Genomic DNA, 19,214 nt, shown 5'->3' with positions numbered 1-19,214 from the left:
CATTGGGCTGCTCATATTCGAACCAGGAGATTTTGTGACCGCTGACCTCGTCATTGTCGGGTCAGGCTTTTTTGGCCTGACAATCGCAGAACAGGCAGCCACCGAGCTGGGCTTGAAGGTTGTTGTCATCGACCGCCGGCACCACGTCGGAGGCAACGCATACAGCGAAACGGAAGAGCAGACCGGCATCGAGGTGCACCGGTACGGCGCGCATCTGTTCCACACCTCGAATGAACGGGTATGGGAATACGTCAACCGGTTCACGACCTTCACCAACTACGTCCACAAGGTTTACGGCGTCCACAAGGGCGAGGTCTACTCCCTGCCCATCAACCTGGCAACCATCAACCAGTTCTTCAGGGCCAATCTGACGCCCGGCGAAGCGCGGGCACTCATTCAAGAGCAGGCCGGCGAACTTGCCGGAACCGATCCACAGAACCTGAACGACAAGGGCATCCAGCTGATCGGCCGTCCGCTTTACGAGGCCTTCATCAAGCACTACACCGGCAAGCAGTGGCAGACAGACCCCAAGGACCTGCCGGCCGGGATCATTTCCCGGCTTCCCGTCCGCTACAACTACGACAACCGTTATTTCAACGACAAGTATGAGGGCCTTCCGACCAATGGATACACCGCATGGGTCAAGAAGATGGCCGAGCATCCGAACATCGAAGTTCGCTTGAACACGGACTTCTTCGACGACTCGCATGAGTATTCGAAGGACAAGGTTGTCGGCAAGATTCCCGTCGTCTACACCGGCCCCGTAGACCGCTACTTCGACTTCGTCGCCGGAGATCTGTCCTGGCGCACCATCGATTTCGAAAAGGAAGTCCTGGACATGGGCGACTTCCAGGGAACGTCCGTTGTGAACTACAACGACGACGACGTCCAGTTCACCAGGATCATCGAGCCGCGGCATTTCCACCCCGAGCGTGAATACCAGACGGAGAAGACCGTTATCATGCGGGAGTTCTCTCGATTCGCGGAAAAGGGTGATGAGCCGTACTACCCGGTCAACACGGCCCTCGACAGGGAGAAGCTGCTCAAGTACCGGGATTTGGCAGCGGCGGAAGAGAATGTACTCTTCGGCGGCCGTCTTGGCACCTACAAGTACCTCGATATGCACATGGCCATCGGTTCGGCTCTGTCGATGTTTGATAACAGGATTCGTCCGCACTTCGAAAGCGGCACAGCAATTGAAAGCGGAGGAGTAGACGCGTGAGCAGCGAAATCAAGATGCAAGTATTGCAGCGGGTTATCCTGCCCGCTGATGACCAGCTGGACACAACTGCGTTGTACGTCGACGCCGGCCCGGCGAACGGTATCCGCCTGCGCGAGAACGACGAATTCGCAAGGAACCCCAAGTCGACCGAGGAGAAGCTTCACTTCGTCAGTTCGGGCAGCGAAGAGGTCCACTTTGAAGACGTCCTCTCCAGGAGTTCCGTAAGGCTCCGCGCCGGAGAGCAGCTTTCCTTCGGAACGTACTTCAACGCGTTTCCTGCGAGCTATTGGCGCCGCTGGACAGACCTTCAAATGGTCCGCCTCGTTGTACGTACAACGGGCCACGGCACCGTCACGGTCTATAAGTCGAACGCGCGTGGCACTCTTCAGCGTGTTGATGGTGCGAGGGTCCAGGGCACCGCTGTCACCGAATTCGAGCTCTCCCTTAAGCCCTTCGGCGACGGCGGGTGGTACTGGTTCGATCTTGCCTCCAGCCGGGAAGAACTGACGCTCGATTCAGCGGAATGGCAGGGCGCGGAGCGCGAGGGCAACCCCGGTAAGGTGACCCTGGAGATCACCACCATGAACAAGCCGGACTTCTGCCTGAACAACGCCAGGATTCTCTCTGAGCATCCCGAGGTGCTGGAGCATGTCCAGGAAATTCTCATCGTGGATCAAGGAACCCAAAAGGTTGCCGAGCAGCCAGGCTTTGCCGAGGTAAAGTCGGCCCTCGGTGACAAGCTTCGGATCATCGACCAAGCCAATCTCGGCGGCTCGGGTGGCTTCTCCCGCGGTATGTATGAGGCCGTGGAGAACGGCAGCGACTACGCGCTCCTGTTGGATGACGACGTCGTCATCGAACCGGAGAGTATTTCGCGCCTGCTGACCTTCTCGGATCATTGCCGGAAGCCGACTATCGTGGGCGGCCACATGTTCGACCTCTACAGCCGCAGCGTTCTTCACACCTTTGGTGAAGTGGTGGACCCCTATCGATTTGTGCCTGCAATGCCCCATGCGGACATGGAGATGAGGCATGACTTCAGCGTCGCGAACCTTCGGCAAACGCCGTGGCTGCACCGGCGCGTCGACGTCGACTACAACGGCTGGTGGCTGTGCATGATCCCGACGGAAATCATCCGTGAGATCGGGCTGTCGCTTCCTGTCTTTATCAAGTGGGACGACGCCGAATACGGACTTCGTGCCCGTGAGGCGGGCTTTGCCACGGTTTCCTTGCCCGGAGCGGCCGTCTGGCATGTCTCCTGGATCGACAAGGACGATCTGGTTGGCTGGCAGGCCTATTTCCATGGCAGGAACCGCCTGATCACGACGCTCATCTACAGCCCCTACAAGAAGGGGGGCCGCGTTATCCGGGAGTCGTTCCAAGCGGATGTAAAGCACTTGGTTTCCATGCAGTACTTCACCGAACATTCGCGGCTCGATGCTTTGAAGGATCTCTTCCTCGGGCCCGGGCATTTGCATGGCAATCTCGCCACGAAGCTCGGCGAGATCAATGCGTTGAAGTCCGACTATCCCGATGCAGAGATGCGCGAGAACGTCGATGATTTCCCGGCCCCGGCATTGGGCCGCGGACCCTCCGGCCTCAACCCCATTGGACTTCCCAACAAGAAGGACCTCGTTAAATGGGGTGTCACCACGGTTGCGCGCCAGTTGGTGAAGAAACCGGCAGCGGAATCAGCAGAGCGACCCCAAGGCTTCCTGGCTCACCGGGACAACCGATGGTTCCGCTTGGCGCACTATGACAGCGTCGTGGTCTCGAACGCCGATGGCACCGCGGCTTCCTGGTACAAACGCGACCCCGAGAAGCTCAAGTCCATGCTGGCGGAAGCAGGAAAGCTTCACGCCAATCTCTACCGCCAATGGGAGGAACTCTCGGAGCAGTACCGCAAGGCTCTGCCGGAGATCACCTCCATGGAAGCTTGGAAAAAGACGTTTGGCTTGGCCGACGAGGAAGGCCACTAGATGACACAGCCCGTGACCGACTTGGTCCAACCGGGCCGCGGCCGCGGCATCGTCGACGTCTACAAACACAAGTTCCTGCTGCAGTTACTGGTACGCAAGGAGATCAAGATCCGCTATCGCGGCTCCGTCTTGGGACTCCTCTGGTCCTATGTGAAGCCGCTGATGCAGTTCTTGATCTACTTCGTGGCTCTCGGAGTCTTCCTCGACATGCAGCGCGGAACCCCCAACTACGCGATTTATCTCTTCGCGGGAATCGTGCTGGTCAATTTCTTCACGGAGTCGCTGGGCAACGCGACGCGCTCCATAGTGGACAACAGGGACCTTATCCGTAAGATCTACTTGCCCCGGGAGCTGTTCCCCGTCTCTACCGTGTGGGTTTCCGCAGCCCATTTGCTTCCCCAGGTAGTGGTCCTGCTCGGAGCCTGCCTGTTGACCGGATGGAGTCCCTCGATCTGGCAACTGCTGGCCGTCGTCGGAGCGTTTGTGCTGACAGCGATTCTTTCCACCGGCCTCGGCCTGCTTTTCGGTGCGGCCAACGTCTACTTCCGCGACTCCGAGAACATCGTGGACATGATCCTCATGATCGTCACGTGGGCCTCACCGGTACTTTACGTGTGGCCGATGGTGCAACGCGTCATGGGTCCCTGGTTCTTCTTGTACCAGCTGAATCCGGTGACAGTCGCCGTCGAAATCTTCCACTGGGCATTTTGGTCCCCGACACTGAGCGCTGCGCAATCCGGATCGATTTCCATGCCGCCGGACCTGATCACCGTCTGGTTCCCCTCTGCCTTTGGCGTCGCTGTACTCGTCCTCGTGATTGGCCAGCTCGTCTTCATGAAGTTGTCTGTCCACTTTGCCCAGGAGCTCTGAAATGACTGTACCTGCGGGAGTGTCCGACAGGGTGGCCATCACCTGCCGGAATTTGCGGAAGAAGTTTGTGCTCCGGCACACCCGCAGTATGAAGGAAGCCATTGTCTGGTTGCTGACCGGGCGCAAAGGGGACCTTTCCAAGAAGTTCGATGCGCTGAAGGACGTTTCGCTGGATGTCGAGCAAGGCGAAACCGTGGCGCTGCTTGGGCTTAACGGCTCAGGCAAGTCAACCCTCTTGAAGCTCATCTCAGGCGTGCTCCAGCCGGACGAGGGTACCGTGCATACACGAGGACGAGTGGCCGGCCTGATCGAAGTCGGAGCCGGTTTCCACCACGACCTCAGCGGGCGCGACAACGTGTACCTCAATGGGGCCATCCTTGGGATGAGCCAAAACCAGATCGATGAAATGTTCGACTCGATTGTGGAGTTCTCCGAAATCGGAGAATTCATCGACACCGAGGTCAAGTTCTATTCCTCGGGCATGTACCTGAAGTTGGCTTTCTCGATCGCGGTCCACACGGACCCTGAGGTCTTCCTCATCGACGAGATTTTGGCTGTGGGCGACGAACCGTTCCAACGCAAATGCATCACCAAGATCAACGAATTGGCCGCGGCCGGCAAGACACTGTTCGTCGTGAGCCACGACCTGGATCTGGTCGCGTCTGTGTGCAAGCGTGGTGTCCTCTTGGAACACGGCGAGATCATCATGGACGGCGAAGTTCATGACGTCGTTCGGGAACTCCGGCGGAGGTCTGCAGACTAGCCACAGGGGGAGGTCGGCCGACTGGCTACGGCCCGGCCTGGACCAGCTGCGGACGTCCGCCGGCAGTGCGCCTTATCAGCCGGCTCCGCAGGCCGTTATTTTGTAGACCTTTGCATTTCCCTGGCTGTCTACGAGTTGAACTCCCGGGTTTTGGTCCAGGTGAGTGAGACCAGCCGGAGTGTGGTTGCCTCCATGGACTTCCAGCAATCCGAAGTCAAGGACGTAATAGGAATGCTGGCTCCTAACAGCCCTGCACACGGCGGGATCCTTTGAGACAGTGTCCAAGTGGTCGTATATCTCTTGGAGATCAGGGGAAACATAGCTGAGGATATGGAGCTGCGCGGACTTGCGATCACCGAGGGCATATGAAAGAGCCGCTCCGGTGTAGGGGTTCCCGATCAAGATCGCATCTTGGGGGACGTCGTTGTGCAATCTTTGGAAGATTGCCAGCTCGTCGCTCGAGACCAAAGGGGAGTCCGCTGACAAGGTGTACTTTGATGCGGCTTGCTCAACTTCCTTGTTCACTCCGCCCACTTGCCCGACGAGGACGGCTAGGACGACGAGAACGGCAGCCACGGCGCATTGAAGTGCATTCCGCAGACCGGACCGGTGGATCCCAAGGCCGCTTCCACGGAAAACCCGCTTGAACAGTTGCGATAGGTACGGATTATTGCAGATCCACTCGACGCCCACGGCAGAAAGCAAGACGGCGACAAGGGGCAACAGAGCTGCAATACGGTAGCTGTCGTTGTACCAGACCCCTGTCAAAACACTCCGTACCCTGGAAATGGGGAAACCGGAAACAACCACAAACAGCACCGTGAAAATCAGGAAGACTCCTGCGAGCCACTTGTACCGAATCCTCCCCACTGCAGTCCAAAGGCCCAGCAGCGCCACCGGTGCCACTAGCCAAGCGGCAGGCAAGTCCAACGGAGAGAAAACAATGGCTTCGCCGAGGGCCTGCGGGACCGTATGGTACGGGCCCCAGAATGAAGCGTCCGAAGGTGGCCTGAGGACGACCCAAAGAATAAGGAAAACCAGGCAATAGCTGACCAGGGGGACCATAAACCTGGCCCTCCCGACACGGAGCAAACCCCGTCTCCGGAGCTTGAAGGCCTTCCACGCAAGGACACCGACCATCGGGGCCGTCCATGTCAGCCAGGCCATGAAGGTGGTTGGATGCGCCACAACGAGCCCCGCAAGGCTCAACAAGAGTGCCAGGATCGCCGATAGGTCCCGCGGAACCCAGGCCGGGGAAACCCTGGAAATTGCCGCGGCAAGGGCGATCGAACCCGGCAGGATGCTGATCGACAGCAGATTGGGGTACAGGACGCCGAAGTCCATCATCAGGAGCGGGAATGCGCCAAGCGAGGCGGATGCTACGCCGGCTGCCAGGGCAACCGCGGACGAACGGCCAATGGTCCATCTGGCCGCCAAGAGGCAGCCCAGAGGCCAAAACACTGCCGCGAGGACTATGCTCGTGAGGTTCACGGCGACCGGTACGTCCAGCGCGAAGGTGGAGGCGACCAACGTCGCCACCGCGTTCCAGCCCGCGGGATAGAAGCCGCCGCCGGTCATGTCGCCGATCGTCAGGGACGAGGCATTCCCGGTATCAAGGGCGTACTTGACGGAGTTGAGATGAAAAACGGCGTCGTAGGTCTGCGAAAAATGCTCGGGCCCGCCGATGGCTTGCATGACCCTGGCGCCGATCACCACTAGTGCGAGAACACCGGCCACAAATGGTGCTGACCGCCGCCAAAGTCCCGGACTCGGCGTTTCCCCACGGCGGGGACGGGATCGGGAAACGAACCATGCCACCGCGCCGAGCGCGACGGCCACAATAGCGACCGGAAGCAGGGTGAACCGCACATGCAAAAAGGGGCTCAGCGTCGAAGCTATGACAATCACCCCTACCGACAGGGCAGGGGACAGCGCTAGCGCGTCAAATCCTCGATAGCGCAATCCCAGTGCCACAAGCAGTCCGGGTGAAATCAGCACTAAGGCAGCACCGACTAACTGCGGAAGGACAGACCACCACACGGGCGGCGACTAGTCTTCCAGCAGGCCGTGGAGGTACGCTCCGTAACCACTCTTGATCAGCGGCTCGGCACGTGCGCGCAGCTCGTCGTCCGAAAGAAAACCTTGGCGCCAGGCGATTTCCTCGGGAGCCCCGATCTTCAGGCCTTGGCGGTTCTCTACCGTGCGAATGAAATTCGACGCGTCGTTGAGGTCGTTGAAGGTACCGGTGTCGAGCCATGCCGTGCCCCGCGGAAGGATCTCGACATGGAGCTTTTCGTTCTGAAGATATGTCCTGTTGATGTCCGTGATTTCGAGCTCGCCACGGGGTGAAGGCTTGAGGTTCTTCGCGATCTCCACGACATCGTTGTCATAGAAATACAGGCCGGGAACGGCATAGTGAGATTTGGGGTGCTCCGGCTTTTCCTCCAAGGAAATGGCTTTGCCATCTTCGTTGAATTCGACCACGCCGTAGGCTTTGGGATCCTTCACCCAGTAACCAAAGACGGCACCGCCGTCGATGTTTGCATGTTTCCGAAGCTGCGTTCCCATGCCCTGTCCGTAGAAGATATTGTCTCCCAGGACGAGGGCAACAGTTTCATTTCCGATATGTTCCTCACCCAGGATAAATGCTTGGGCGAGTCCATCGGGCGACGGCTGCTGGACATAGGAAATGTTCACGCCGAATTGGGAACCGTCGCCAAGCAGCCGTTGGAACTGTTCGGCGTCGTGGGGAGTGGTGATGACGAGAATGTCGCGAATGCCCGCCAAAATGAGCGTCGAGAGGGGGTAGTAGATCATCGGCTTGTCATAAACCGGGACCAGCTGCTTGCTGATGCCGTGAGTAATCGGATGGAGACGAGATCCGGTGCCACCGGCAAGAATGATTCCACGCATGGTCCCCATCATCCCTTACCTTCGAGTCCGCGGCAAAACCAGCGACTGGCCAATGGCCCCCGGCTCAGCTCCTAGCCGCGGTGCGCTCTTCCGCTCCGGCCACGGATACCGTCGATGGTTCCCCTCAATGCGGACCGGAGCCGGGCAGCGCGGCCGGGTGCCAATACCGTCACGAAAAGGAGGTGCCTCATGTCGAGCAACAAGCCGCCGGCAACCCATCCTGGATGTACCTTCGCGTATCGCCGGCCAACGAGAATCCGGTTTCGGAAGATGTAGTAATAGCGCCAGGAAGCAGCAATGCGGATTTTCAATGGACGATCCTGAAGTTTGATGTCCCTGCCCAGAATATTCGCATCTACCAAGGTTCCCAGCGAATGGTCGAATTCTGCGTCCGCAAGTACGGTCGGAAGTCCGGCATCAAGGGCGCGGAAGTAGTATTCCGTGTCCACGAGGTCGATGAACAGGCCATCCCAGAAGTTGCCGATCGCGTCCAGGGTGGAAACCGGAATCAGCAGCCCGGATTGAATCGGTTCCCGTCCCAGCTGGATTCCGGATTTCGAACCGGCCTTCTTCACGGGATTGCCGTGGATGCGGGCCGGGGAAACGAGGCCCGGGGTTATACCTGCGGCCTCGGCGGACTTGGCAGCCTCCAGTAACCGGTGGACGTATTCGGCGGTCAGGAGTGAATCCTGGTCGACGGTGATGATGTAGTCAACCGGCGTGGTACGCGCCAAATCTATCCCCGCGTTCAGCGCGGATGCGATTCCGGAGTTTTCTTCGAGCCGCAGCACCATGGCGCCGGCCTTCGCCGCGTCCTCGAAGATCTGATCGAAACCGGGCCCGCCGCCGTCGTCGACTACTACTACGGTGGTCAGTTGCCGTAGCAAAGAGGTGACGTTGCGGACCAGGTGCGACGTCGGACGATAGGCGGTGACGACCGCGGCTACGTGGTTTAGCCGCTTCGACGGTTCAATCTCAGGTGGCACGTCGAATTTCCTAGTTTCCAAGAGTATGCCTAAGGAGGGACCCGACAGCTGCGGGGCTGCCATGCAACGCCGCGTTGGGCAGGAGCAAGAAAGCATGGGCCCGGGACGTCAGACGCAATGCCGCTGCCCTTGACGCATTTCGCCACCCCTTCTTCCTGCAGAGCTCGGCCGCAAGTTCGAAATAGCCGCGTTCCCCGGCAAAACGGGAGCCGTCCAGCAATTTGCTCGAAGAGGCACTGGCCGTGTGCCTGCGGTATGCGAAACATACCTCCGGCTCGATGAGCAGCTCAGCTCCTGCCAGGACCATGTCGATGATCAACCCAAGATCCTGGATGACGTGGAGGCCATCGCGAAAATCGAAGTTCTCGATCTTGTCCCGACGGAAAATCAGGGACGGCCAGTAGAGCCAGTCACCATGGAGCAGGCTGACTGCCAGTTTCTCGCCGCTGACCGCCCTGGGCCCGGATCCGCGAGGCTTGACCAGGTGTTGCTTGACAAGGTCCGCAATGGGCCGTGCGCTCTCCCCGGCCTCATTGATCACTTCCACGCCCGGCTGGATGATCCAGGCTTCTGGAAAATCCCGGTGCGCGCGAAGTGCGACATCAACGAAGTTCGGCAGGAGAATGTCGTCGCAACCCATGACCACAAGCGTGTCCTGCGTTGCGCGGGAGACACATGTGCGGAAGTTCGCCGTAATTCCTTCGTTGATTTCCTTGCGGACATAGGTAATGCGGGGATCGTTGATTTCTTCCAAGTATCGGCGGACCTCATCGCCTGGATAGGCGTCGTCCACTACGGTCAGGAGCCAATCGTCCGAATTCTGTGCCAGTACGCTGTCGACTGCCTGCCGCATGTAGTCAGGATCCCCCCAATAGGGGATGAAGATGTCAAGGGCCATTCGGTTCCTTACTTTGGGCCGGAAGGAGTGGATGCGTCGTCTTCCGGGGTCTCGGCAGCTTGGAGGCGCTCAAGGAGGGTGCGCATGATCGCAACTTCCTCGGCCAGTGTCCTGGTCTCATCCTCAACGACCGAGATTTCCCAGGAAAGGTGCAAACAGACTCCCAGTAGCAACAGGATGCTGATAATGAAAAGCAAGTTCGACGGAAGCTGCACGCCAACGAGTTCGGCAACGATTGTCAGCAAGCTCGGGAACGCGGCAAGGACCAAGGTTCCAATGCCTACCACGAGCCAAAGTGCCGCGTACTTCTCACGGAGCTTCTTGCGCCGCAGCATTTCGAACACGATCCCCACGATCGCCAAAGCGAGGAGGAAGGCCGCCAGATTTCCCATTAGGATGCCTCCTGGGCCCATGTTGTTGATGCGGATGGAATATCGGATCTCTTACGGGTAAGCGCGAAAAGGAGCGCGAAAGTGGAACGGCCGAGATAGATCGCTGCCTTGGCAGGATTGTGGCTCGGAGTTCCGCCCTGGCGCGGGCGCATCGCCACGGGGATCTGGGTTACTTTGCAACCGGAACGTATCGCCACGACAAGGGAGTCAATGGTGTCACCGAGGTACTCCGCGGGATAGTGGTCAAGATACTGGCTGATGGCGCGGTCATTGGCAGCACGAAATCCTGACGTCACATCCGTGAGACGCGTCTTTGCGAGGCCGGAGATGACTTTCGCGAGGAACTGCATTGCCCATTTCCGGGGGCCGCTCACCTTGTATTCGCCTTTGTCCGCGAATCGGGCGCCGATTGAGATGTCGGCGTGCTCCAGCCCGGCGAGCACCTCGCCGATGTTCCGTGGATCATGCTGCCCATCGGCGTCGACCTGGATCACACGGCCGTAGCCGAGGCGCTTCGCGTATTTGAAGCCGGCGCGCATAGCGCCACCGACGCCCAGGTTGAAGGGCAGGTTCAAGACTGTTGCTCCGGCTTCGGCTGCAACTTCCGCGGTGGCGTCGGTGGAGCCATCGTTGACGACCAGCACGTCGTAAGGGCATCCGACACCGAGGACTTCGCGGACGGTGTCGCCTACCGACTCGGCTTCATTCCACGCCGGCATGATGACCAGGACCCGCGTTGAGTCATGATTTTCCATCGTTCTCCTATAAGTCATCGTGGCTGGATGCGGTTGAGGAGGTCCTGGCTGATGCGACCCTGCCGTCCGCGGCATGAATCGATGAGCCCCTCCCAAGCGGCGATAGCCAGGTACCGTCGACCCGGGCTGAAGGCGAAGCGGAGAAGCTGTGCTTTCGCGTCTTCCAGCAGGCGCCGAATCACCCAAACCGGGTTCCGGCGCCAGTACCTGCGGGCGAGAGTAGTACCGTTTCGCATGATGTAGTACATCCGGAAAGGCGAGTAGTAGTTGAAAGACAAATCGTTGCCGCGGAGCCGTAATGGCCGCCCAAGCACCTTCGCAGGGAGGCGCGCTCCGAGCCTGTGCCCGACTTCGCAGCCTGCCCCGATGAGGATGCTGTAGCCGGCTGCCCGGACTCGCGCGGTGAACTCGGAATCCACGCAATCGATGAAAAAGCCCGACTCGAAGTTGCCGACGTCGGCCAAGGTGGTCATCGGGATGAAGAAACCCGATTGCATGGGATCGAATGCTTCTGAAAATCCGCGGGACATTCCGAGGACCGGTACCTGATGCCCGCTGAACGTCTCAGCGCTCACGAAGCCCACTTTCTGTCCTTCGGCCGTGGCGCTGTCATAAGTGGCCAGCGCATGTGAGACGTAATCCGGGACCGGCAGTGAGTCTTGGTCGAAAGTCAGCACGAAATCCGGGCGGCTGGTCGATTCCAGCTCTTCGAGTCCGCGGTTCAGGGCGGCCGCGATCCCGGAGTTGTTGTCCAGGCGCAGTATCTTCGTTCCGTTCCCGGCAAGGCGGTCGAAGATCAGCCCCGACGCCGGAGACGTACTGCAGTCATCGACAACAATGAGCTCGTCAACTTGCGTTGCGATGGCTTCAGCGTTGGTGAGCAGCTCGTCGTCGGGGTTGAAAGCGGCGATCACCGCTGCGGTTCGTCTTTGTGGACTTTCAATCACGGAGATGATCCTACCCGTCCACACTTACGGGGAGCGCCTTGGCAGGCAGCAGCCTTGACGCGGGGAGGAGAAGGCCGATGAAGAGCAACGCTTCGCTGATGGCCATTCCTAGTGCCACACCCGGAACATTTGAGCTTAAGCCGGCCACCACCATGAACGCGACTCCTGCAGCTGCCGAGAGTCCCGTCCACAGAAGGACAGTTCGTTGGCGTCCGGCCGGAATGAGGAGGTTCCTGATGAGGGGCGTTGAAGCCGAGAGGAAGAAAAAGGAAATCCCATAGAAGACGGACGTCGCGGTGTCGGCTTTGTTCGCCTCGCTGAACAAGATGGCAGAAGCCCATGGACCCAGCAGGCCCAGGCCAAGCGCGCCGGCGGCTCCGAGCGCAAGGTGCGTCATCAGCGCAACTGTGTGGCGCCGTCGGGAGTCCTCCGGGTTTCCTTCAAGCGTCCAGCTTTGAAAAGTGTTGCCGACGGCCACCACACTGAAAAGGCCAAAGCGGTAGATGCTGTCCGCGGAGGCAAATCCGGCTGTGGCCGTGGCCAATGGCACTGTCGCTGTGGCTATTGGGACCGGGGATGAGGCGTAGGCGCTTCCGGCAAAATTGATTGCCGCGGTTCCTGTTTCGGGAACGATCTCGCGGATGGCATTCCCCGGGCGCCTGGGGAACCACGTCCCGCCTTCTCCGAATCGAAGCTGGAATGCTATCGAGGCCACAACGGTGGCAAGGAGTGCGAGGACGCCGTAGATCCAAATCTGGCCGGTCGCAATAATGAATGGCACACTGAGCAGTGCCGCGCAAAAACGGGGAAGAGTGTCATAGACGGCCAAAATCCGCGGTTGTCCTGTGCCGATACCGAACCAGGCCGGGGAAAAGCCGGTGAGGGCAGTGGCCCACGCCATGGTGATCGCGTCAAGGCGGTAACCGTCGTGCGCTACGAGGGCCACGATGATGCTCATGAGCGGAAAGACAACAAGCGCAATGATGATGCGCGTTCGGATGCTTCTTGAATAAAGCGACGCGCGAGCCTGTGGTGAGGGGCTCCGGGCAATGGCCACAGGGCCTGAAATATTCCAACTCCACAGAATGATCGTGGCACCAAAAACTCCGATGGCCTGGCCGGATGTGATGCTTGACCAACCAGCCGGCCCTGCGACACGGGCAATGACAGGCAGCAGGAGGAAAGGCAGTACCAGTGCGAGAAGCGGAAGCAGCGTGAATCCAGCGAGTCGAAGCAACACGGGTTTCATTACTGGTAGGTCCTATTGCTCGACGGCGTGACCTTACGATGATACGCGATGATGCCTGCCCGCTAACGTTCCGGTACCTCGCCTAGAGTGGAGGTCATGAACGATTCGACGACGCCGGACGGACAGGCGATCCGGGTGAGTGTCTGCCTTGCGGCCTACAAGGGATCCCGCTTCATTGAGGAACAGATTGACTCGATTCTTCGGGATCTTGGTCCCGACGATGAACTGGTGGTCGTGGACGACGCGTCGCCCGATGACACCGCCGAGATCGTCAGGGGCATTCGGGACCCACGGATCCGCTTTGTGGGCGCATCAGTCAACAAGGGCTATGTCAGGACGTTTGAACACGCCGTGGGAATGAGCCGGGGCGAATTCATCATGCTTTCCGATCAGGATGACGTATGGATTCCCGGGCGAGTGGAAATCATGCTGGATGCGCTGGCCGACCACAAGATCGTCGCCGGAAACTTTGACGTCCTCGGAGGTGGACCGAGACCTTGGATTCCAAGGCTCCGTTCTTCCGACTCGGGGAGGCACCTGGCCAATCTGTTCGCGATTCTGATCGGGTACCGCGCCTACTACGGATGCGCCATGGGCATTCGCCGGGATGCGCTCAATTACTTCGTGCCGATTCCGTCTTATGTCAACGAATCGCATGACCTTTGGCTGGCCATTTGCGGAAATGTCGCACGGTCCATCCGCCATCTTGACGAATCGACTGTGCTCCGACGTCTGCACGACGACAACCAGACACCCGCCGGGTGGCGTTCGCTCGTGAAAATCATCAAAGCACGGTTGATGATCGCCCGCCTGATGTTCGAAGCGGTGCGCCGGGTGCGTCCGGGGTCTTGACGGCCCTGACGTTGGGGTTCGGTAGGCTGTTCCCATGCAGAAACTTCTGGTTACCGGCGGTGCCGGCTTCATCGGTTCGAATTTTGTCCACTACGTCCTGGAGCACACTGAGGACAGTGTCACCGTTCTCGACAAACTAACGTACGCCGGCAACTTGGACTCCTTGAAGGGGCTGCCGGATGAACGGTTCCAGTTCGTCCAGGGTGACATTTCGGACGCGGAGCTTGTGGATCGGCTGGTTGAAGACTGCGACGTCGTGGTCCACTATGCCGCCGAATCCCACAATGACAACTCGCTGCATGACCCGCGCCCGTTCCTGAATACAAACATCATCGGGACGTACACGCTCATTGAGGCTGCCCGGAAGCACGGCAAGCGGTTCCACCACATCTCCACCGATGAGGTGTACGGCGACCTGGAGTTGGACGACCCCGAGCGGTTCACGGAGGCGACGCCGTATAACCCGTCCAGCCCCTACTCTTCGACCAAAGCCGGATCCGACCTGTTGGTGCGTGCCTGGGTGCGATCGTTCGGGCTGCAGGCGACGATCAGCAACTGCTCCAACAACTACGGGCCGTACCAGCATGTGGAGAAGTTCATTCCACGCCAGATCACCAACGTGATCGACGGCATACGCCCCAAGCTCTACGGCAAGGGTGAAAACGTCCGCGACTGGATCCACGCGAACGACCACTCCTCCGCCGTGCTCGCCATCATCGAAAAGGGCCGGATCGGCGAAACCTACCTGATTGGTGCCGATGGCGAGAAGAACAACAAAGACGTTGTTGAGCTCATCCTCAAGCACATGGGTCAGTCGCACGATGCTTACGACCACGTCGTTGACCGGCCGGGCCACGACCTCCGGTACGCGATCGATTCCAGCAAGCTCCGCGATGAGCTCGGCTGGCAGCCGCAATACTCCAATTTCGACGCCGGAATCGAAGCCACCATCGATTGGTACCGGGACAACGAGTCCTGGTGGCGTCCGCAGAAGGCAGCCACTGAAGCCAAATACAAGGAACAGGGCCAGTAGACCATGACGATCGAGTTTTCGAAGCCGCTCGCGGCCCGCGAAACGCCGATTCCCGGCGTCGTTCTTTATGAGCTGCCGGTTCACGGCGACAACCGCGGCTGGTTCAAGGAGAACTGGCAGCGGGAGAAAATGGTCGCCCTTGGACTGCCGGACTTCCGTCCTGTCCAGAACAACATCTCGTTCAACGAGAAGGCCGGCACAACGCGCGGCATTCACGCAGAGCCTTGGGATAAGTTCATTTCGGTAGCGACGGGCCGGATTTTCGGGGCCTGGGTCGACCTGCGTGAGGGTCCTTCTTTCGGGGCGGTCTTCACCGCGGAGCTTGATCCGAGCCAGGCCATCTTCATTCCGCGTGGAGTGGGCAACGCCTTCCAGACCCTCGAGGACAATACGGCCTACACGTACCTTGTCAACGATCACTGGTCGGCGGACGCACAGAGCCAGTACACCTTCCTGAACCTGGCCGACGAGACGGCCGCCATCGACTGGCCCGTGCCGTTGGACCAGGCTGAGCTGTCCGACAAGGACAAAGCACACCCGCGCCTCGCCGAGGTCGAGCCGATGCCGTCCCGCAAGACCCTCGTGGTGGGTGCCGACGGCCAGCTCGGCAAGGCATTGCGTGGACTGTACGACGGCGACCCTTCGATTGAGTTCGCGGCAAGAGCCGACTTTGACTTGTCAAAGGAAAAGTCGTTCGACGGACGGAACTGGAAGAACTATTCCACGATCATTAATGCGGCCGCCTACACCGCGGTTGACGCAGCCGAGAGCCCCGAAGGCAGGGAAGCCGCCTGGCAGGTAAATGTCTCAGCCGTTGCACGCCTCGCCCGGACCGCGATCGAACACGACCTGACGCTCGTTCACGTCTCGTCCGACTATGTCTTCGACGGGTCGCGGGAATCGCACGACGAAAACGAGCCGTTCACCCCGCTTGGTGTATACGGTCAAACCAAAGCCGCCGGTGACGCCGTCGTCAGCGTGGTCCCGCGCCACTATATCGTGCGCACCAGTTGGGTGATTGGCGAAGGCAGCAACTTCGTCCGGACCATGGCTTCGCTCGCCGATCGCGGAATCAAGCCGAGCGTCGTCAACGACCAGATCGGGCGGCTCAGCTTCACGGAAGACATTGCTGCCGGGATCAGGCACCTGTTGGAGTCTCACGCGCCGTACGGCGCGTACAACCTCAGCAACGACGGTGAACCGCAGTCGTGGGCGGACATTGCAGGAGACGTCTACGAGCTCCGCGGTGCCTCGGGAGACGATGTCACCGGCGTGAGCACCGAGGAGTATTTTGCAGGCAAGGCCGCAGCCCCGCGGCCGCCGAAGAGCATCCTTGACTTGAGCAAGATCAAGGGCGCAGGGTTTGTTCCAGCGAGCAGTGGCGAGAGGCTGACGGCCTACCTTCGGGGCTAGCACTCGGAAGCGCAGCTCGTCAACGCAAAAGGTCTGGCCAGGCAATGCCTGGCCAGACCTTTTGCGTTGGGTTTTGCTACCGGGAGTTGTCTTTACTCGACGCGCTGGCGTTCCGCAGATTCCCGGGTTGCTTGCCGGCCTGGCTGCCCGGCGGCGGCCGTCGCCGGGCGGCGAGCCGCCCAACTCAGCGCGCGGATCACCGGGACCGGGAGGAACGGCAGACCGGGGTAGAGGAAACGGTACAGCTGGGCGGCCGCAACGACCAATGCACCGGCGAAGAGCAGTGTGAGGACTTCCCAGGAAAGCGGCGGCTGCCAATCCGGCTTGGTGAACATCACCAGCCAGTTCGCGAAGTCCGGTATTCCCACGACGTACCGTCGCAGGATATACACGAAGCCGTACACATGGGCAGCGCAGGTTGCCCAAAGAAGAATCTTGGTGACCCTGCGGCCGATGAGATTCGCGGGGAACTTGCGGAACCGGAGCGCCAACCCGGCCGAAATGACAGCGATCGCGAACAACGGGAGGCTGTACCGTCCTTGCCAGATAAAACCGCTGCTGGTGACCAGTGCAGCCTGGACCAGGGCGGGAACGACCGCAAGCATTCCGATGGCTGCCCAAAAGCCCAATTGCAATCGAGCCGGACGCATCAGGAAGACCATCAGCAGCAGGGCAATGAGAAGCATGTTCCAGAACATCAGGACGGCTTGCGGCACCGGAGCATCAAGCCAGCCCGCGACGCCGATGTACTGGTTGACGAAGTCGAACGACCTGTCCAGCATGGTGGCGAAGGCATTGGAGGGGCGGAGGCCTTCAACCGCATTGGAAATTCCGGCGGGTGCCTCGCCTGCCGAAGGAGGCGCCGTCAACATGATGAAGTTCCAAATGACACCCAGTGCCACTCCGATTGCGGACAATCCGGCGACAATGAGCAATAACCGATTGCGGAAGATTGCAACGATGTCGGCGCCCCGGAAGAAGAGGCAGGCCACAATCGCTCCGCAAAGGAGCCACAACAATGACACATTCCTGGTATTGGCCAAGGTCGCTGCCGATACTCCGACTGCCAGGATTCCCGGGCGGGCAAGATGAAGCTGGCTTGAGTTCTCAAGTACGGAGACCAGGCCGCAGAAGGCCGCCATCGACGCCGCGACTTCCAAGGAGTTCGGATTGACTCCGGTGGCCAGGAAGAAAACCATGGGCGTTGTTGCGACGGCGGCGGCAACCATGGGCCACTTGGGATGCCGCAGCCTGGATAATGCGGTGAATCCGGCCGCGTAGAAGGCGGCCGACATGAGACCGCTGACAATACGCATGGCAAAGATTGCGGGGGCCCCGGACATGAACAGGCTAGGGAGCCCGACGAACCAATAGTAGAAGGGGTTGTACAAGCCCGCCGAGGTCACGCCGATGGTGGTGTACGTGTCGCCAAGGGGGATATCAGGCGCACAGCCCGCGGGCATTTCTTTGAGGAAGGCAAAACACCGCTGGGAATCGACGTTGGCGATGTAGGAGGGAACCTGCACGTGGATCCCGTTGCCATAGGACTCGCCGGGACCCGGGAAGAACTGCCCCCTCGCCACGGCTGCTGCCTTGATCGTGTGGGCAGGCTCATCGGGATACGCCATCAGGGGCGTGGCCAGGATCCAGAGCGTGATCAGCACTGAGAGCAACGCGAAAACGCGGATGAAGAAACCGAATCCGGCCTTGGTGGCGGGCGACACATTGCGGGCCCGGGACCGCAGCCGTCCTGCCGGAGGGAGAGCCTGCCTTCGAACGTCGGGACGAGCAGGCCCTTGAGCAGCTGGTTGGTCGATCACTGGTCGCTCCCGATCTTCTTAATCAGGCGTGAAGCATCCTGCAGGGACTGTTCACTCGGGGAGGCCACCCCGGCGAAATAGGTCGATGCGACCTGCCCATCGGAACCGACCACGAAGTCTGCCCAGGATTTCACGAGGGACGCAACCTCCCCGTTCTTATAGCTCGTACAAAATGCCTGGTAGTTCACGTTCCCCAATGCGTAGCCGTGGTCGGTTTTGCCCGGAAGGTGAAACTCGACTCCCGTGGCCACCGTTGTTGTGGTGCCATCCTGGACGGCCGCTGCCACTGAGTCCTTGGACATTCTGACGAAGCTGCCGCCGAACGACAGCAACGCCGTGTCAAACCTGGACCCGATGGACGCTGAGTCCATGAAAGCTATTGCGCCGGCGGTGCCGTCGACTTTCTTGGCGATGTCGCTGAAGTTCTTTACCTCTTGGCCGCCAGGTACCTTGGGCCATTTGTTGGTTACCCCGGAGGACCAACTGGGGGAGGACGCCAGGTAGCCCGTACTGGCCGAGGTCAGTGCTGAAGTTGTGCTCGCTGTTACGGGGACGATTGGCGCGTCCGGGAGCGTGGTTCCCGGATTGATCGCTGCGATCGCCTTGTCATCCCAACGTTTGATATCTCCGGTGAAGATCCCAGCGAGCACGTCTGGCGTGAGCTTGAGGCTCCGGATGCTTGGCATGTTAAAGACGACGCCGATAGAGGTCACCGAGGTCGGGACGCTGAAAGCCCCGCCGGGACCGCACTCGGCCTTGGTCGCGTCTTGTTGTGGAGCCGTCAAGGGGGCGTCGAGGGCCGCATAATAGGCTTGGCCCGTGGCCAAGGCTGTCAGCCCGACGTCAGAGCCGTCCGGGGAGTAGCTCAATGACGTGGCCGTGAAGGTCTTTTTCCAAGCGCTGGACCAGGCTCCGATCGGATCGCTCTGAATGGGACTTCCAATCGCAGTGAGCGCGCCGCGGATGTTTTGCTGTTTGGCTGGGGGACTGGCACAGGCGGCCAAGCTGATACCGAGAAGCAGGAGGCATCCTGCCGCTCGGTGAATCGACCGATGATGCACCGGGGGTCCTTTCGATTACGGGTATAGCTGAGACTTGCGTCTTGATAACCCTAACCGTTCA

17 protein-coding genes are annotated in these 19,214 nt (G+C 59.8%); 7 read left to right on the top strand and 10 right to left on the bottom strand.

What is annotated here, in order from left to right; all coding sequences use genetic code 11:
• The first annotated feature begins 34 nt into the window (after positions 1–34).
• From glf to ABH924_RS00840, 4 genes are read left to right on the top strand one after another with little or no spacing between them, the layout of a single operon-like run.
• On the top strand, positions 35–1,222 hold the full coding sequence (gene glf, locus ABH924_RS00855; protein ID WP_234748122.1) for a UDP-galactopyranose mutase: 1,188 nt from the start codon (positions 35–37) through the stop codon (positions 1,220–1,222).
• A gap of 14 nt (positions 1,223–1,236) precedes the next feature.
• Entirely contained in the window at positions 1,237–3,201 is a 1,965-nt protein-coding gene (locus ABH924_RS00850; protein ID WP_234748630.1) for a glycosyltransferase, read from the top strand.
• Positions 3,202–4,071, top strand: a complete 870-nt coding sequence (locus tag ABH924_RS00845) for an ABC transporter permease (RefSeq protein WP_234748120.1) — start codon at positions 3,202–3,204, stop codon at positions 4,069–4,071.
• Between the two features lies 1 nt (position 4,072).
• Positions 4,073–4,834, top strand: coding sequence for an ABC transporter ATP-binding protein (locus tag ABH924_RS00840; RefSeq protein ID WP_404496186.1), 762 nt, complete (start codon positions 4,073–4,075; stop codon positions 4,832–4,834).
• Positions 4,835–4,909: 75 nt separating this feature from the next.
• Here the strand turns inward: ABH924_RS00840 and ABH924_RS00835 are convergent, their stop codons facing one another.
• From ABH924_RS00835 to ABH924_RS00800, 8 genes are all read right to left on the bottom strand, one after another.
• On the bottom strand, positions 4,910–6,832 hold the full coding sequence (locus tag ABH924_RS00835; protein ID WP_404496184.1) for a DUF6541 family protein: 1,923 nt from the start codon (positions 6,830–6,832) through the stop codon (positions 4,910–4,912).
• Positions 6,833–6,883: 51 nt separating this feature from the next.
• A complete protein-coding gene (gene rfbA, locus ABH924_RS00830) occupies positions 6,884–7,747 on the bottom strand; it encodes a glucose-1-phosphate thymidylyltransferase RfbA (protein ID WP_234748114.1) in 864 nt (287 codons plus the stop codon).
• A 71-nt stretch (positions 7,748–7,818) separates the two neighbouring features.
• Complete coding sequence (locus ABH924_RS00825; RefSeq protein WP_404496182.1) at positions 7,819–8,733, bottom strand: glycosyltransferase; 915 nt, start codon at positions 8,731–8,733, stop codon at positions 7,819–7,821.
• Positions 8,734–8,743: 10 nt separating this feature from the next.
• Positions 8,744–9,631 (bottom strand): glycosyltransferase, encoded by an 888-nt coding sequence (locus ABH924_RS00820; RefSeq protein WP_234748110.1) that lies wholly within the window; start codon positions 9,629–9,631, stop codon positions 8,744–8,746.
• An 8-nt stretch (positions 9,632–9,639) separates the two neighbouring features.
• Positions 9,640–10,023 carry a DUF2304 domain-containing protein gene (locus ABH924_RS00815; RefSeq protein WP_234748108.1) on the bottom strand — a complete coding sequence of 128 codons (384 nt, stop codon included), beginning with the start codon at positions 10,021–10,023 and terminating at the stop codon, positions 9,640–9,642.
• Positions 10,023–10,778, bottom strand: a complete 756-nt coding sequence (locus ABH924_RS00810; protein ID WP_404496180.1) for a glycosyltransferase family 2 protein — start codon at positions 10,776–10,778, stop codon at positions 10,023–10,025. Before ABH924_RS00810 ends, ABH924_RS00815 begins: the two co-directional genes overlap by 1 nt.
• A gap of 14 nt (positions 10,779–10,792) precedes the next feature.
• Positions 10,793–11,725: a glycosyltransferase gene (locus ABH924_RS00805; protein ID WP_234748105.1), complete on the bottom strand. Its 933-nt coding sequence runs from the start codon at positions 11,723–11,725 to the stop codon at positions 10,793–10,795.
• A gap of 10 nt (positions 11,726–11,735) precedes the next feature.
• Positions 11,736–12,683, bottom strand: coding sequence for a polysaccharide biosynthesis protein (locus tag ABH924_RS00800; RefSeq protein WP_404496179.1), 948 nt, complete (start codon positions 12,681–12,683; stop codon positions 11,736–11,738).
• A gap of 387 nt (positions 12,684–13,070) precedes the next feature.
• Between ABH924_RS00800 and ABH924_RS00795 the strand changes: the two genes are divergently transcribed.
• From ABH924_RS00795 to ABH924_RS00785, 3 genes are read left to right on the top strand one after another with little or no spacing between them, the layout of a single operon-like run.
• Complete coding sequence (locus ABH924_RS00795; RefSeq protein WP_234748101.1) at positions 13,071–13,826, top strand: glycosyltransferase; 756 nt, start codon at positions 13,071–13,073, stop codon at positions 13,824–13,826.
• 34 nt (positions 13,827–13,860) lie between these two features.
• Positions 13,861–14,859, top strand: a complete 999-nt coding sequence (gene rfbB / locus ABH924_RS00790; RefSeq protein WP_404496176.1) for a dTDP-glucose 4,6-dehydratase — start codon at positions 13,861–13,863, stop codon at positions 14,857–14,859.
• Between the two features lie 3 nt (positions 14,860–14,862).
• Positions 14,863–16,272 carry a sugar nucleotide-binding protein gene (locus ABH924_RS00785; protein WP_404496174.1) on the top strand — a complete coding sequence of 470 codons (1,410 nt, stop codon included), beginning with the start codon at positions 14,863–14,865 and terminating at the stop codon, positions 16,270–16,272.
• Positions 16,273–16,364: 92 nt separating this feature from the next.
• On the opposite strand, the gene ABH924_RS00780 is transcribed toward ABH924_RS00785, so the two are convergent.
• Both ABH924_RS00780 and ABH924_RS00775 read right to left on the bottom strand, forming a co-directional pair.
• On the bottom strand, positions 16,365–18,092 hold the full coding sequence (locus ABH924_RS00780; protein ID WP_404496172.1) for a DUF2142 domain-containing protein: 1,728 nt from the start codon (positions 18,090–18,092) through the stop codon (positions 16,365–16,367).
• The gene (locus ABH924_RS00775; RefSeq protein WP_404496170.1) at positions 18,089–19,153 is read right to left on the bottom strand and encodes a substrate-binding domain-containing protein; all 1,065 of its coding nucleotides are present in this window, start codon (positions 19,151–19,153) and stop codon (positions 18,089–18,091) included. Before ABH924_RS00775 ends, ABH924_RS00780 begins: the two co-directional genes overlap by 4 nt.
• Positions 19,154–19,214 lie beyond the last annotated feature (61 nt).

Origin of the sequence: Arthrobacter sp. GAS37, from assembly GCF_044908325.1 — a bacterium.
Taxonomy (GTDB): Bacteria; Actinomycetota; Actinomycetes; order Actinomycetales; family Micrococcaceae; genus Arthrobacter; species Arthrobacter ramosus.
The sequence above is the reverse complement of the archived record's forward strand: the minus strand, read 5'-3'. Positions and strand labels throughout refer to the sequence as shown.

Coding starts and splice junctions, on each gene's coding strand:
- ABH924_RS00840 (WP_404496186.1), top strand. CDS start 4,073: ATGACTGTACCTGCGGGAGTGTCCGACAGGGTGGCCATCACCTGCCGG.
- ABH924_RS00800 (WP_404496179.1), bottom strand. CDS start 12,683: ATGAGCATCATCGTGGCCCTCGTAGCGCACGACGGTTACCGCCTTGAC.
- ABH924_RS00820 (WP_234748110.1), bottom strand. CDS start 9,631: ATGGCCCTTGACATCTTCATCCCCTATTGGGGGGATCCTGACTACATG.
- rfbA (WP_234748114.1), bottom strand. CDS start 7,747: ATGCGTGGAATCATTCTTGCCGGTGGCACCGGATCTCGTCTCCATCCG.
- ABH924_RS00795 (WP_234748101.1), top strand. CDS start 13,071: ATGAACGATTCGACGACGCCGGACGGACAGGCGATCCGGGTGAGTGTC.
- rfbB (WP_404496176.1), top strand. CDS start 13,861: ATGCAGAAACTTCTGGTTACCGGCGGTGCCGGCTTCATCGGTTCGAAT.
- ABH924_RS00815 (WP_234748108.1), bottom strand. CDS start 10,023: ATGGGAAATCTGGCGGCCTTCCTCCTCGCTTTGGCGATCGTGGGGATC.
- ABH924_RS00850 (WP_234748630.1), top strand. CDS start 1,237: ATGCAAGTATTGCAGCGGGTTATCCTGCCCGCTGATGACCAGCTGGAC.
- ABH924_RS00845 (WP_234748120.1), top strand. CDS start 3,202: ATGACACAGCCCGTGACCGACTTGGTCCAACCGGGCCGCGGCCGCGGC.
- ABH924_RS00810 (WP_404496180.1), bottom strand. CDS start 10,778: ATGGAAAATCATGACTCAACGCGGGTCCTGGTCATCATGCCGGCGTGG.
- ABH924_RS00785 (WP_404496174.1), top strand. CDS start 14,863: ATGACGATCGAGTTTTCGAAGCCGCTCGCGGCCCGCGAAACGCCGATT.